The sequence below is a fragment of the Flavobacteriales bacterium genome, from assembly GCA_020635395.1.
Classification (GTDB): domain Bacteria; phylum Bacteroidota; class Bacteroidia; order NS11-12g; family UBA9320; genus UBA987.
In genome coordinates this window covers 1436150-1451177 of the sequence record JACJZV010000001.1, presented here as the reverse complement: position 1 = coordinate 1451177, position 15028 = coordinate 1436150, and the positions used below count along the sequence as shown (strand labels likewise).

The window sequence follows — 15028 nt, the reverse complement described above, 5'->3', positions numbered from 1 at the left end:
CCTACAAATCATCAATAGACTCAACCCCAAGAAATTCTTCGAGAGAGTCTGCAACGATATATTCATCCGATTGAAAATCCATTTCGATAAATACCACCTTTCCATAATCATCGCCTTCTTTTAGTATTAGGCAATAAGGGTTGTTAGTATGATCATTAGCAAAGGGTAGATAGTCAGGATCAATATTTTGCTCCAATATTTGATGTGATCTCACCCAGTGCTCAATTTTATTCCCTTCTAACAATGACAATAAAATATCCAAATCATCTCTGTTTTCTACCAAACCGCCGTTGTATTTTAACAAATACTTGCGAAAATTTTGGGGAAGTTTTTTGTTATACTCCTTTTCAAAATAGTCTAAATCAGCGTCTGTAAGCTGTTTTTTTGCTAATTCTATTTCTACTTTGTTCATACTTTTTATATTGCTGTGGTTTCATTTTTATTACCTATCAAATAAAGTCAAAAAAAATCAAATATTTATTATTGGGATGCAGCGGCAAGCCTCTGCATGACGGGTTTTGTTTGCGTCATGCAGAGGCTTGCCGCTGCATCTCCTTTTGTAGAAACAACAGCTCATAAGACCATTGCCTGCCATCAGAGCCATTGCATCGGGAGAGTAGTTGGGATACATAAAACTCTACCAACCAGTAAACTCTGCCTTTACCTCGTATCCATCACCAAGAAGGTCTTGTAGTATTTGAGCAATTTCTTCTGCATCTGGAAGCTCATCTTCTTCGGCAAATTCGGCTAACTCTTCATCTTCGTCGTCATAATGCTCTGTGAGCCGAATGCACTGAATACCATCCCCCCAATCCGAAAATGTGCGATAATCGCCATCCTGTATCATAAAACTATAATCGCTATCGGGAATTATTTCATCCAGTTTTTCGATTACTTTTTGCTTGTCTTGAGAGTTAAGCTCTCCATCGCTTTTCGTAAAAAGCAGTACACATCCAAAATCACTCATTGTATCTTTTTTTTCTATCTATTAAATTATAATCCCATTTGCCAAATTCTTTTAATAATTCTTGAATTGACATATTAGGTAGGGTTCGCTTGAAATCTGTAAATTCTTCTTTCACGCCAAAGGTTTCCCTTTGTCTAATCATTTTTTTATACAAATCTGTAATTACCAGTCCAAGTTTACGATTGTAATCCGTTGAGTAGGAATTAAACCTACTCATCAGCTCCCAATGTGGAGTAATAACACCGCCTAAATGAGGAAGAGTATTAGGACCAAAATCAGTAAATGTAGGATAGCCACGAATAGTACTATTTGTTTTTTCAAAGACAAAGTAACCCCCAAAATGATGAGACAACGCATTACCTAAATATACGGTAAACACATTGTTAAATTCCTCAAAAGGCATCCCTAATCGTTGGTTCAATTCTTCAATGTTGGTTATTACGACCCTCGAAAAATCTATACATTCTATAAGTCCTTGAAAAGTCTTTTGTATCCAAAAACCAAATTCATCCAATTCCTCAATAGAATATGTCTGTTTTGGCTTTACATACTTATCAACTTGCTCAAGATAGCTATCATAGTTTTCTAAAAACTTTTTGTAAACAACCTCAGCTTCTTTTACTGTCCAATCTTTAAAATAATTCAATTCTAGAATCATTCTACAATATTAATAAATTACAAATTTGATTTTAAACAGAGCCTTATCAGCCAACGCCTCTACTCAGTTTGTTCGGGCTTTACAATAAAAAATCCATCATCTCCTTGGCTCTGATATAGTGGCATAAAAATAAACCCATCATAAGGTGATTTGATTTTTCCAAATTGATTTTGAGCCAACTCCTCCCCTTCAAATATTTTTTGAAAATTGGTATATCCCAAATTCATTTTAAATGCCTCATCCTCTTTAATTTTATATCGACTTATAAGTTTAAAATTGTTGTTTCGGGTAACCAATTCTTCTTCCAATGTTTGCTTGTGTAAGTTTATCAATCGTTGGTCAATATCGGTGCAAATACCCGAGTGATAAAGGCTAAGCCAAATAAAACTTTCATGTTTTAAAAACGATTGGTGGCTGTTATGTTGGCCGGCTTCGTAAGCCAAACCTACGTGGCCCAAATCGTTGATATACGACAACAACGTGCCATCCAAAAATCCGGTTAAACCACTGATGACGGGCATCGGAAAATGATTTGTAAATGCCTTGCATCGGGCTTCGTTGTTGGTGACAATAAACGGAATGGTTGGGCTTGATGTGGTATGCAAATCTACTACATAGAGCTGCCCTTGTGTAGTTTTTATCAATTCCGAAATGATTTTATACACGGCCACCAACTCCGCAAATTCGGTATGTCGTGTGTCTAATCTGCCATAATGTAAGTCGTCAATAATTTCGCGAGTCCAAATGCGGTTCAAATCTTTATAAACATAGCGTTGGCCCAGTCGGGAGGCTTCCATATTGCCCACAATGGCCATAGCTCTGCCACTCCAAGTTTTATTTTCCTTTTTTAATTGGCCAAAAACCTCATGCAAAGCAGCAATTCCCGAAGTTTCATTGCCGTGCACACCGCCCAAAAACAGAATGGTATTTCCTGTGGCGTTGCCCAAATTGCCGATTATTCTTTCAACGCTTAATTTTTCATTAAAGCTGGTTATTTCTATAACATCCTCCCGCATCCCTTTTTGCTTATTCGCTTATTTTGTTTGTCATGTTCAACACCTGAATAATGTCGCTTTCGGTGATAATGCCTTGCAATCTGTTTTCAATATCTACTACTATCAAAGCGTCAGCCCTTTTTTGAGCCATTTCCATAACGGCCACTCTGGCACTGGCATGTGCCGAAATGGTCGGAAAATTGGCAATCATAATTTCTTTTACGGCCACCACTTCGTTGGTTTGTTTTTTGTCGGCCAAATAGGCAATAATGCAGTGTGCATTGATAACTCCTACAAATTTATGTTGGCTGTTTTCTACAGGAATATGCCTAATGTTTTGCCAGTTCATCATGTTTACAGCCAAATCTATGGCATCATCCTCGTGCACCGTAAACAAATCGGTTTCCATAATTTCATTTACCCGCTTAAACTCTTTTTGGCCAACCACCTCATTCAATTCAATGTTTTTCCATCGATGAACCGGTTTCTGACTTTCCTGATTTTCGAGCATTTTTTTGGTAAGATTGATACTGGCTTCATTGGGCGTGCTGCCCGCAAGCATTTGGTTAAAATTGTGAATCATCCATTTGGAGCCGGTAATGTTTTTTCGGATTCTTCCCTCAATAACCGACATATATTTTGAAATATCGTTTTGGTTGATATTCATTTTGTCCAACCCTGCATACGCCATGGGTAGCATCTCTTTTTCGAGCAATCTTTTGGCCGGAATTATTTTTCCAAACCAGTTAAACTGGCAATCAATGCCGCGGCGGGCTGCATTATAAAAGTTAAATCGAACTTCTTCAAAAGGCATCATATTGGGCAAATCGGCATATTTTTCGTGCATACCTTGCATTAATCCGAGCCAAAAAACAGCATTTGCCATTTCGTCTAAAACGGTTGGTCCACTGGGTATATACCTATTTTCTATGCGTAAATGTGGTATGCCATTTCCAACTCCATAACACGGTCTGTTCCATTTATATACAGTTCCGTTGTGCAGATTTAGAGCTTTTAGTTTTGGCACTTTTCCATCTTTTACCAGAGCCAGCGAATTTTCGTCCAATTCGGTATGAACGAGCGAACCAAACCGTGACACATTGTCTTTGTAAAGGTCGGTCACCGAGTTTTTAATCCAAGATTTTCCAAAAGAAACTCGTGGTTCTTTTGTTCTGGCAATCATTCCAGTATTTCTGGTGTCAACACTTTGCTGAAAAAGGGCTATACGTGTTTCGCTCCATAGCCTTTTGCCCATTAGCAATGGCGAGTTTGTGGTAATAGCCATAACCGGGCCAGCAATAAACTGTGCCCAATTGTATTTTTTCACAAAGTCGTCGGGGTCTATTTGAAGATGCACCTGAAAACTGGTATTACACGCCTCAAATAATATGTTGGGGTGTCGTGTAATAAGCTCGTCTTTTCCGTCTATGTTCAACTCAAAATCAGTTCCTCTTTCGGCCAGCATTATGTTGTTAAGAGCTTCATACCGCACGTTGGGGGTCATGTGTTCAAAATGAAGATTAGACTGTTCAATGGTTGGAGCAATTCCTGTCAGCAGAATTTTAGTATCTTTCAAAGCAGCTTGTTCAACTCCGGCTTTTAGCAAGCCGGTTAATTGGTTTTCCATAGCCGAAAAACAATCCGCATTAAAATCAAAGGGGTCTAAATTTATTTCAAGGTTAAACCGAGCTAATTCGGTGGTGTAATATTCATTATTGATAGTCTTTAGTATCTCCATGTTATTGCTTGCGGGTTTGCAATTTTTATCGAGTAGCACCAACTCTTGTTCGGCTCCAATCCTACTGGTATGGCGTTCGATCATGTTTTTTTGAAGCATCAAATCCAACGCCTGAATGTCTTCAAGCACTTGCTTTGTAAATGCACGCCGTTGGTTCGAATCAGAAAAAGTGTTAATAGCCTGCTCGCCCATAATTTTAGTTTTCGGACAAAGTTAATCGAAACAGTGAAAGTTGAAAATTTTAGTTGATTTTTGGCTCGATTGCGAATTGAGTCTTGACCAAGCCTTAGCCTCTACCTCTTTTATTCAGTTGCATTTAGCAGTCGCAATTCGCGGATGTAAATGAAACATTGAAAGCCAACATTCAAAATAAAAAAGATGGTAAAACCAAAATTTTGACTTACTAAGTCCTCAAATACAGGACTCCTAGTAATAATATCAGGAATAAAATAGATTACACCGGATATAAGATTAGAAATAAAAATAAATAGTATCTGAAGCTTGTGGTTGGCACTTATACGTCTTATTGTCAGGTAAATAGAAACAGAAACTAAATTGATAAAAAGAATCTTCGGTAAAACCATGATAAAACCAAAAAAATATGAAACATCATATTCTATCCACACTACGATAAGACCAAACAACAATGAAATAATAAAACCGAAGTAAAGATTTAAAATGATGTATTTGATATTATCTATCATTGCTCCTATTGCGGAATACATTAAAACCAATCAAAGATACTGTTTTTCTCATAACCCCAGAATCTGTACAAAGCAATATTTTGCACAGCTTCCAAGCCTTATGAACTAACAAACTAATCAACTAATATTGCACCATGAAATTTTACGATTCAGACAGTAATTTTTTGGGCATTAGTGAACCCGATTTATTTGACTATCATAAAAGCAAAGTGGTTCTGCAATTGTTGCCTTACGAGCATACATCTTCCTACCTATCAGGCAGCGACAAAGGGCCGGAAGCCATTTTAGAATCATCTCATTTTGTAGAATTTTATGATGAAGAATTGGACGACGAACCGTACAAAAAAATTGGGATAGCCACGCAGGAAGTCTTAAACTTTGAAGGAAAAGCCGACGAAAATGCCATTCAATTTATTGAAGAAAACACTACCAAACATATTGATAACCAAAAATTTGTGATGACTTTTGGAGCAGAGCATACCATAACATACGGTGTGTTTAAAGCCTTTCACAAACAAAATTCGAATGTTTCTATTCTTCAAATAGATGCCCACAGCGATTTGCGACAAGCATATCACGGAAATCCGTATTCGCACGCAAGTGTAATGGCAAGAATAAATGATTTGGGAGTAAAAATAAGTCAGGTGGGCATTCGGGCTCAGTGCATCGAAGAATCACAATTGATAAAATCGAGCAAAAACATTCAGACTTTTTATGGCCACCAGCTGCAAAACAACCAAACCTATATTTCAGAAATACTCAATCATTTAACAGATGAGGTATATATAACCATTGATGCCGATGGCCTCGACCCGAGCATTTGTCCCGCAGTTGGTACTGCCGAACCAGGCGGTTTGCTCTGGTATGAAACCTTAAACTTACTCCGACAAATATGTACGAATAAAAAAATTGTTGGTTTTGATATTGTGGAATGTGCACCCATTGAAGGCCAGATAAGGTCGGAATATTTATTGGCTCAGTTGGCCTATAAAGTTTTAAGTTATTGTACCATCAATCCACGTAATTTTTAAGAATGACTATAATGGCTACTTCAAAAATATATCTCGACAATGCTGCCACCACCCCACTCGACGAACGAGTAATTGATGCCATGTGTGAGGTGTTTAAAAACAACTATGGAAACCCTTCGGCCACCCACAGCATTGGCCGAACGGCAAAGGCAACTCTGGAAAATGCCCGAAAAACGATTGCAGGATTAATCAATGCCGAGGCTCGCGAAATCGTGTTTACCTCTGGTGGCACGGAGGCAGACAACATGGCCATTCGTTGTGTTGTAAACGATTTAGGTATCAAACATATAATTACCTCGCCCATTGAGCATAAGGCTGTTTTAGAAACCTGCAAAATATTGGAAAAAGAAGGCCGATGCAACGTACATTTGGTATCGGTTGATGAAAAAGGAAACGTTGATTTAGCTGAATTGGAAAAGCTGGCCTCAAACTACCCCAAATCGCTGATAAGTTTGATGCACGCCAATAATGAAATTGCCACCTTGCTCGACTACAAAAAGGTTTCGGAAATAGCAAAAGCCAACGAATGTATTTTTCACAGCGACACCGTGCAAAGCATGGGGCATTATGCCTTTGATGTAAAAGAGTTTGGAGCAGATTTGCTGACCTGCTCCGCACACAAACTGCACGGCCCCAAAGGCGTTGGATTTCTTTATGTAAACCATCAGCTCAAACTGAAATCAATGATAACAGGTGGAGGCCAAGAGCGAAATCACAGAGCCGGAACAGAAAATGTGGCCGGAATTGTTGGATTAGAAAAAGCACTTCAGTTGGCATTTGACCAATTAGCCGCAGAACAAAAGCAAATATTTGGGCTAAAGCAATACGCCATTGACCAATTGTGCAACCAAATAGAAGGAATCCAAATAAATGGAGAAACTTCGTTTGAAAAGGCATTATATACCGTTTTGAGTTGCTCTGTGCCGCCACAATCAAACAATGCCTTGTTGCTTTTTAAATTAGATATAGCCGGAATTTGTTGTAGTGGAGGGTCGGCCTGCAACTCGGGGGCTGCCTCAGAATCTCATGTTTTAGAAGCCATTAAACATCCGCAAGATAGGCAGGCTATTCGTTTTTCATTTGGTCGGTTCTCTACCCAAAAAGATATTGATGAGGCGGTTTCTGCACTAAAATCAATTTTAGAAAATCAAACAGTTCAGTTGTAGCATTGTTAAGGTAAGCATGAAATTTAATTATCAATACGAAAAATCATTTTCGTACACAGAATATCGTCAAATGATGGATGATTTGTTGGCCGAAGGAAAAACAACTGGAGGCAATCAAGACGACTATATGATCGAATACACAAAACTTAACCAGAAAAGGATGCAGCGGATTGAGAAAACGGTCAAAATTTTGCCCGAATTGGAAGAGAGAATTAAAAAAGTAAAACCCCAAACTTGGCTTATTTTAACCGAGGCCTGGTGTGGAGATGCGGCCCAAAACCTACCTATTATTGATGCACTATCAAAGCATAATCATAACATAAAAGTCGAACTAATATTACGTGATGAAAATCTTGAAATCATGGATCAATTTCTTACCAATGGCGGGCGTTCAATTCCAAAAGTTATAGCTATTGATTCGGAAAATGAAATTTTGTTTACGTGGGGGCCGCGGCCAAAAGAGGCACAACAATTATTTCTCGAAAGCAAAGCCTCCGGAAAATCGCATGATGAATTTGCAACCGAACTGCATGGTTGGTATGCAAGAGACAAGGGCATTTCCATTCAAAAAGAATTTTACGCCCTTTTGTAATTTTTTTTAATCATAATATTAACTGGTTGTAATGCATAAATTAAATTTTATACATTTGTCGCATCACATTTAAAATTTATAGTGTTTAATATGAAAAAATTTACTCTTATCTTGTTAGCGTTATCGCTTAGCATTGTTGGAAAATCGCAGTACTACATCTTAGACTGGGAATTGGGACAAAATCCCGGAAACTTGAATAACGACCCAGAATATCCTGTTGGTGGTGGATTGCCAAATACTTGGACAACCGTTATGACCGGCCCTGTAACAGGATGGTCTGGCGACATTAACATTCCTTTTACCTTTAATTTTAATGGCTCCGACTACACCACTTGCAAGGTTGGTGAGGGTTTGCTGACTTTTGGAACTCCAAGTTCTTATCCTGGAAATACAAATGCAGCTTTACCAAGTACGAGTTTGCCTGACAATACCATTGCTATTTGGGGTATTACCGTTGGAAGTGGCGACTTTATTGTGAGCAAAACTTTTGGCTCTTCTCCAAATCGTCAGTTTTGGGTACAAATGAACACCGCAGGTCATCCAAACCTAAAAAGTGGATGGGCATACTGGAGCATTGTGTTGGAAGAAGGAACAAACAATATTTACATTGTTGACCAAAGAAATCAATGTACGAATGGAACCACAGCTTGCACCGACAAAACAGCCTTTACCGTAGGTTTGCAATTTGACGGTAGTAACGCCATTTCTCTTGCGGGTTCTCCAAGTGTACAAAACCGTGCGGGTAATGATGCCACACCTGTTGACAACGTGTACTATGCTTTCTACCCAGGCACACAAGCTGGAGAAGACATTATGCTAACTGACATTGATATGAAACCAGATTATGTGTTAGCCAATGGTTCGGCAAGCGTAAAGGGAACCTTCAGAAATATTGGTGCAAACGCAATCACGAGCTTCGACATCAACTATAGCGTGAATGGCGGTGCGGATGTAACTCAAAATATTTCTGGTGTAAATATCGCCCCAGGTGCATATTACAATTTTACACACCCAACTGCATACACTTTTCCTCAAATTGGCAAGTTTGATATAAAAGTTTGGACGTCAATGCCAAACGGAAACGCAGATGCTAATATGGCAAACGATGAAATGAATTTTACATTTAATGTACATGATAAGGTATTCCAAAGATTGCCATTGTACGAAATTTTCACATCTTCAACTTGTGGACCTTGTAACCCTGGAAATGCTAATTTCCATAATGTAATAGACAGTAAAGAAGATGAATGCGTATACATTAAGTTTCAACAAAGCTGGCCAGGAACTGGTGACCCATACTGCACGGCAGAATCGAACGATAGAAGAAACTATTACGCTATCAACTCTATTCCAAGAATGGAAATAGACGGTGGTTGGGATGGAAATGCTCAATCATTTACTGCTCAGATGCACAACGATTCTAAAGACAAACCATCGTTTGTTGGTATTACCGCCACTGCCACAAAAATGTATGGAAAAACAGTAGCTGTAAATATTGAATTAGATCCAGCTGCAGATTTTTCTGGCACCAATTTGCTTCATGTTGCTATTGTGGAAGGTACAACCTATCAAAACGTAAAATCTAATGGCGAAACAGAGTTTACCCATGTTATGAAAAAAATGATGACAGGTGGTTCTGGTCAAAACATTGGCACTTTAACTAAAGGAAGCAAAGTTTCAAAAACATATTCTTATACCTTTAATGGTGATTATAAGCTGCCTGCCGATGGTTCGCAAGCAAACTGGATAAACCACACCACTGCAAACTCTGTAGAGGAGTTTAGCGACTTGCAAGTAATTGTTTGGTTGCAAAATTCTACGACCAAAGAGGTGTATCAAGCAGCTTATGCTGATTTGACAAGTGGAGTAATTGATTTGACTGCGAGCAACTCATTCAATATTTATCCAAACCCTGCTACAAACAATGTAAATGTTGAGTTTGATTTAACAGGTTCTTCAAATGTTGAAGTAAAAGTGTTGAATACAAACGGTCAAGAATTGTCAACTGAAAATTTAGGTAATTTAAGCCAAGGCTCAAATTCTGCTACAATTGATGTATCTAATTTGGCTGCTGGTGTTTACTACATTCAGTTGGTTACCGATTTTGGTATGGTTACAAAACCAGTAACTGTTCAATAAACACAAAATATTTTAGATAGATAAAAGGCCTCACTTTGTGAGGCCTTTTTTATTTAGCAAAACCTGCCAACCCCAAACCAAATAAGGCAAAATCATATTTTATGGGGTCGTCGGCATCAAACTTTTTTAGATTATTTGTCAATTCAATGGCCGCTTTCCAGTCAGATTGCGGTCGCGTAAGCAAATCCAAATGGCTGGCAACTCTGTGTACATGAACATCCAGCGGACAAACCAGTTGATTTGGATTTATATCGTTCCACAAACCAAAATCAACCCCGCTCCTATCTTTTCTAACCATCCACCTCAAATACATATTTATTCGTTTGGTGGCAGAATTGGTGACAGGACTCGAAATGTGTTTTTGAGTTCGTTTTGGAACATATTCAGTGTTAAAAACCAGATTTCGGAATCCTATTAAACCTTTTTCTACCGATGTATCCGTTGGAGTAATAAACCTCGAAAAAGCCTTTTCCAAACTATCGTTTTCTGCATACCATCGACAAAAAAAATCAACCAAATAAAGCACATCTGTTTCGTTGAGTGTTCGATGCACAAAACCTTTTAGTCTTTCCAATTCACTTTTTTTTGCATGACTAACAAAATCATGCGGAGCATTATCCATCCGATTTAAAAGGTCAGTACATTTTAAAACAATGGTTTTGCGGTTTCCCCATGCCATGATGGCCGCAAAAAAACCGGCAATTTCTATATCTGGCAGTTTCCTGAATTTATGAGGAATAGAAATAGGGTCATTCTCAATAAATCGAATATGATTGGTTTTTTGGTACCAATCATCAAGTAAAGATTTGATTTTCAGAAAATCACTCAAACCTATTTAAATGGTGAGTTGTATTGATGAATCTTTATTGCTCTTCGCGAAAGCCAAATGGCGATGATTAGAGTAATAAAAGCTCCTAATATTTTGTATTCTCCAATCCACTCAGGAGTTTGAGATATACTCAAAATTAACGGAAAATCGTAGGCCGCATGCAATATGGCCGGAACGAAAACCGCATAAGCCAAATAGGTGTTGGATTGGCTTTTATCAAACTTGGCCAACCCCATAAAAAAGCCCATAATTACACCAAATGCGGCATGTGCCGGAACGGCTGTAAACATTCTAACAATAGCTGTAGAAAGTCCGTTATCAACCACATACGCTATATTTTCGAGGGTTGCAAAGCCCATTGCCACTAAAACCGAATAGGTTATTCCATCAAATGGTTCGTCGAAAGCAGCTTTGGGAAAAAGAAAAATATAGACAAACAAAAACTTGCAGAGTTCTTCAATTAGCCCAATACCTGCAAACGAGTATATGGCAGTTTTTACAAGGCTCGTCTGATGAAAAATTCCCGCACCTTCTACAATTCCTTCAAGCATAAGGGTAGGAATGGTGCTGGCTATTCCCCAAAGAAAAGCAGCAATCAATAACCTGGCGGGTTCTTTGTCGTATTTATCCTTCCAATAGATATAAATACTAATGGCTATACCCGGGGCTATGGCAAGAGCGAGAAGCCACATTAGCCTATTGCCTGCTTTAGATCTTCAATTAAATCATCAACATCCTCAATGCCTACACTCAATCGAATCAATGAGTCTTTCAAACCTGCCTTTTCTCGTTCTGCTTTTGGTATAGATGCATGAGTCATGCTGGCGGGGTGGCCACAAAGCGACTCAACACCACCCAATGATTCGGCCAACGTAAATAGTTTCGTTTTGCTGATTACCTTTTGTGCTTCATCCAAACGATCGCCGTGCAATGTGAACGACATCATACCACCAAAACCACTCATTTGTTTTTTAGCAACCTCATGGTTTGGATGGCTCTCAAAACCTGGCCAATAAACCTGTGCTACTTTGGAGTGATTTTTAAGAAAATGGGCAATTTTTTCGCCATTCTCACAGTGTCGTTGCATTCGGAGATGAAGAGTTTTTATACCTCGTAGCACCAAAAAACAATCTTGTGGGCCGGGTGTGCCTCCGCAACTATTTTGAATAAAACTTAACCTTTCATGTAATTGGTCTGAATTACAAAGCAATGCACCCATAACTACATCCGAATGTCCATTGAGATATTTTGTTACAGAATGCATCACAATATCAGCACCCAAGTTCATTGGGTTTTGTAGGTATGGCGATGCAAAGGTATTGTCAACACAAAGCAATGAATTGGCCGACTTTGCAATAGCAGAAATGGCTTCAATATCAATAATTTTTAACAAAGGATTGGTTGGTGTTTCTACCCAAAAGAGTTTTGTTTTGTCAGAAATTTTTTGCTTAACAGCTTCCAAATTGGCCATATCCACAAAGTGAAACTTGATGCCATAAAACTCGAAAATTTTAGTAAAAATTCGATATGAACCGCCGTACAAATCGTTGGTAGAAATAACCTCATCACCAGGAGAAAGTAATTTTATTACCGCATCAATAGCGGCCATGCCGCTGCTAAAACAAAGGCCATGTTTGGCATTTTCCAATGCAGCCAAATTGTCTTGAAGTTGGGTTCTGGTTGGGTTGTGAGTTCGGCTATATTCATAGCCCTTATGGTTGCCGGGCGATGCCTGTGCATAGGTTGAAGTTTGATAAATTGGGGTCATAATGGCACCGGTAGTTGGGTCGGGGTGCACGCCGGCATGAATTGTTTTTGTATTGAATTTCATATTAAAATCAAAGAGCGGCAAATATAGGAAGCCAATTGTTGAAAATTGATTGGTATTATTCTATTTAACCGCACATTTTGTGAAACTCTTCCACATACTTCAAACCACGTGGCACATAGTCTTTGTGAAATGTTTTTGGCTTACCAATTAATGGGTATTTTTTCCCTGTGTTGTGAATGTGAAAAGCGTTTTTATAATCTTCCTCAATCAAATAGCTTCCATAATCGGAAATAATCCATTTTACAGCTGTTTCAAAGCCATTTTTCCCAATAAGGTCATTAAGAGTAAGGTTCATTTGTATGCTTTTGTAACCCATAATCTGAAAAGGCCCCCAACTGCTGGCCAACTGTTTCAGTTGTGCCTCTGATTTATTATTTAAATCCTCCTTTGTAATTCCCTCAAATTGAGTTGATTTGCCATTGCCAACCGCTTTAAGTTTTTCAAAAACCCGCGGCTCAAATCGATGTGGAATAACCTTTCTGCCAGACGATTCTAAAACAATAAGTGCCAATAAATACTCTTGCGGGATTTCATATTTGTCGGCCATTTTTTTGGTTAAATCTGCATAGTTTTCGTAGGTTTTTTCAATCAAGGTTTTATTTATATGAATGGATTTATACTGCTTATGATATTGATATTTTGTTAAAATCAATAAAACAATCATCAATAAAAAAAGGAAAGCAACAAGTATAAATCCGGTTCTTTTCAAAATTGTTTTATTTCAATAGTCGCCTCATAATTTTGCCCACGTTTGATTTGGGCAATTCATCTCTAAAAACCACTTCTCTCGGCACTTTATAATTGGTAAGCACAGAATGACAAAACTCAATGACCTCTTTTTCGGAAAGACTTGAATCCTTTTTTACGACAAACGCCTTTACAAATTCAGAGCCGTTCTCGGTTTTCTCCCCTCGCACACCCACCTCAAGCACCTTTGGGTTTTGCATAATGGCGGCCTCAATTTCGTTCGGATATACATTGAAGCCCGATACATTGACCATTTCTTTTTTTCTATCAACTATCTTAAAAAAACCATCTTCGGTCATATACCCCACATCTCCCGATAAAAAATAATCGCCATGAAAAACGCGTTTCGTTTCCGCATCATTTTTCCAATAACCATGCATGACTTGAGGTCCTTTTATGCCAATTTCTCCAATTTCTCCCTGTTTTAAAATGTTGAGATTATCATCAAAAATTTGCAATTCGGTATTGGGAAGAGGCAATCCAATAGTTCCTCGCTGATGAGTTCCGTCAACCGGATTTATGGTGGCAGCGGGGCTGGTTTCCGACAAACCATAAGCCTCTAATAGTGGTGAATTGGTTGTTTTTTCCCAACGGTCGGCCACGGCATCTTGCACGGCCATACCACCACCAAGCGATAATTTTAAATTAGAAAAATCAAGATTTCTAAATGCCTCTTGATTCAAAAGTCCGTTAAACAGCGTGTTTACACCAGTTAAAACACCAAACGGATTCTTTTTCAAATCCTTGCAAAAAGATTTCATATCACGAGGATTGGTTATTAAAACATTTTTGGCTCCATACCGATAAAACACAATGCAATTGGCGGTTAAGGCAAAAATGTGGTAGAGCGGAAGTGCAGTGATAATAACCTCCTCCCCTTCTGTAAACAATTTATCGAGCCACGCTTCTACCTGCTGCACATTGGCACAAATATTTCCGTGCGAAAGCATGGCCCCTTTTGAAACTCCGGTGGTGCCTCCGGTATATTGCAAAAATGCTAAATCACGCAATCCAACCTCAACGTGTTTTGGCGATTTGCCCTTGCCTTCTGCCAATATTTGCTTAAAACTTAGGGCATTTGGCAAGCTATGAGCCGGAACCATTTTCTTAATTTTTCGCACAACAAAATTAGTTATGGCACCTTTTAAGCCACCCAACATATCGCCGATGGTGGTCACAATCACTAGTTCAATTTTTGTTTCGGGAAGTATTTTTTGAAGTTTGTCTCCAAAATTTTCTAAAATGATAATTGCTTTCGCCTCAGAATCTTTGTATTGATGCCGCATCTCTTCGGCGGTGTAAAGCGGATTGGTGTTAACCAAAACCAAACCCAACTTTAAACAGGCAAAAATAACCACCGGAAATTGAAGCAAATTGGGCATTTGCACGGCCACAGTATCTCCTTTTTTGAGATTTGTTTTGTTTTGAATATACCAGGCAAAAGCATTTACATGTTCATTTAACTGATTGAAAGTCAGATTAACATCCATGTTTTTGTAGGCTACTTTATCGCCATATTTTCTTATGCCATCGTTGTATATATCGTTGATGCTGTTGTATCTGTCGAGCGTAATGCTCTTTGAAACAAAGTCGGGATAGCTTTTAAACCACAAAAAATCACTCATTCTTTT

15 protein-coding genes are annotated in these 15028 nt (G+C 38.5%); 4 read left to right on the top strand and 11 right to left on the bottom strand.

Translation table 11 applies throughout. From position 1 onward, the window contains the following. Position 1: 1 nt before the first annotated feature. The 6 genes from H6607_06235 to H6607_06210 all read right to left on the bottom strand — a co-directional run bounded on the left by H6607_06235 (position 2) and on the right by H6607_06210 (position 5083). The gene (locus H6607_06235) at positions 2 to 412 is read right to left on the bottom strand and encodes an SMI1/KNR4 family protein (protein MCB9261955.1); all 411 of its coding nucleotides are present in this window, start codon (positions 410 to 412) and stop codon (positions 2 to 4) included. Positions 413 to 637: 225 nt separating this feature from the next. Beyond that, positions 638 to 967, bottom strand: a complete 330-nt coding sequence (locus H6607_06230) for a hypothetical protein (protein MCB9261954.1) — start codon at positions 965 to 967, stop codon at positions 638 to 640. Beyond that, complete coding sequence (locus tag H6607_06225; protein ID MCB9261953.1) at positions 960 to 1625, bottom strand: hypothetical protein; 666 nt, start codon at positions 1623 to 1625, stop codon at positions 960 to 962. The genes H6607_06230 and H6607_06225 overlap by 8 nt, the downstream gene beginning before the upstream one ends. Positions 1626 to 1684: 59 nt before the next feature. Next, positions 1685 to 2641 (bottom strand): succinylglutamate desuccinylase/aspartoacylase family protein, encoded by a 957-nt coding sequence (locus H6607_06220; protein MCB9261952.1) that lies wholly within the window; start codon positions 2639 to 2641, stop codon positions 1685 to 1687. 10 nt (positions 2642 to 2651) lie between these two features. Further along, positions 2652 to 4550: a CBS domain-containing protein gene (locus H6607_06215; protein MCB9261951.1), complete on the bottom strand. Its 1899-nt coding sequence runs from the start codon at positions 4548 to 4550 to the stop codon at positions 2652 to 2654. 110 nt (positions 4551 to 4660) lie between these two features. Further along, positions 4661 to 5083 carry a hypothetical protein gene (locus H6607_06210; protein ID MCB9261950.1) on the bottom strand — a complete coding sequence of 141 codons (423 nt, stop codon included), beginning with the start codon at positions 5081 to 5083 and terminating at the stop codon, positions 4661 to 4663. Between the two features lie 113 nt (positions 5084 to 5196). Between H6607_06210 and speB the strand changes: the two genes are divergently transcribed. From speB to H6607_06190, 4 genes are all read left to right on the top strand, one after another. Then, on the top strand, positions 5197 to 6093 hold the full coding sequence (gene speB, locus H6607_06205; protein MCB9261949.1) for an agmatinase: 897 nt from the start codon (positions 5197 to 5199) through the stop codon (positions 6091 to 6093). A gap of 11 nt (positions 6094 to 6104) precedes the next feature. Next, positions 6105 to 7259 (top strand): cysteine desulfurase, encoded by a 1155-nt coding sequence (locus tag H6607_06200; protein MCB9261948.1) that lies wholly within the window; start codon positions 6105 to 6107, stop codon positions 7257 to 7259. Between the two features lie 16 nt (positions 7260 to 7275). Next, complete coding sequence (locus H6607_06195; GenBank protein MCB9261947.1) at positions 7276 to 7851, top strand: thioredoxin family protein; 576 nt, start codon at positions 7276 to 7278, stop codon at positions 7849 to 7851. A 90-nt stretch (positions 7852 to 7941) separates the two neighbouring features. Then, the gene (locus H6607_06190; GenBank protein ID MCB9261946.1) at positions 7942 to 9990 is read left to right on the top strand and encodes an Omp28-related outer membrane protein; all 2049 of its coding nucleotides are present in this window, start codon (positions 7942 to 7944) and stop codon (positions 9988 to 9990) included. A 49-nt stretch (positions 9991 to 10039) separates the two neighbouring features. On the opposite strand, the gene H6607_06185 is transcribed toward H6607_06190, so the two are convergent. The 5 genes from H6607_06185 to H6607_06165 all read right to left on the bottom strand — a co-directional run bounded on the left by H6607_06185 (position 10040) and on the right by H6607_06165 (position 15022). Beyond that, complete coding sequence (locus H6607_06185) at positions 10040 to 10819, bottom strand: TIGR02757 family protein (protein ID MCB9261945.1); 780 nt, start codon at positions 10817 to 10819, stop codon at positions 10040 to 10042. Between the two features lie 2 nt (positions 10820 to 10821). After that, positions 10822 to 11511, bottom strand: a complete 690-nt coding sequence (locus tag H6607_06180; GenBank protein MCB9261944.1) for a PrsW family intramembrane metalloprotease — start codon at positions 11509 to 11511, stop codon at positions 10822 to 10824. Then, positions 11511 to 12650 carry a cystathionine gamma-synthase gene (locus H6607_06175; protein ID MCB9261943.1) on the bottom strand — a complete coding sequence of 380 codons (1140 nt, stop codon included), beginning with the start codon at positions 12648 to 12650 and terminating at the stop codon, positions 11511 to 11513. The genes H6607_06180 and H6607_06175 overlap by 1 nt, the downstream gene beginning before the upstream one ends. A gap of 64 nt (positions 12651 to 12714) precedes the next feature. Further along, a complete protein-coding gene (locus tag H6607_06170) occupies positions 12715 to 13314 on the bottom strand; it encodes a hypothetical protein (GenBank protein MCB9261942.1) in 600 nt (199 codons plus the stop codon). Positions 13315 to 13366: 52 nt separating this feature from the next. Further along, entirely contained in the window at positions 13367 to 15022 is a 1656-nt protein-coding gene (locus H6607_06165) for an AMP-binding protein (GenBank protein MCB9261941.1), read from the bottom strand. Positions 15023 to 15028: the final 6 nt, after the last annotated feature.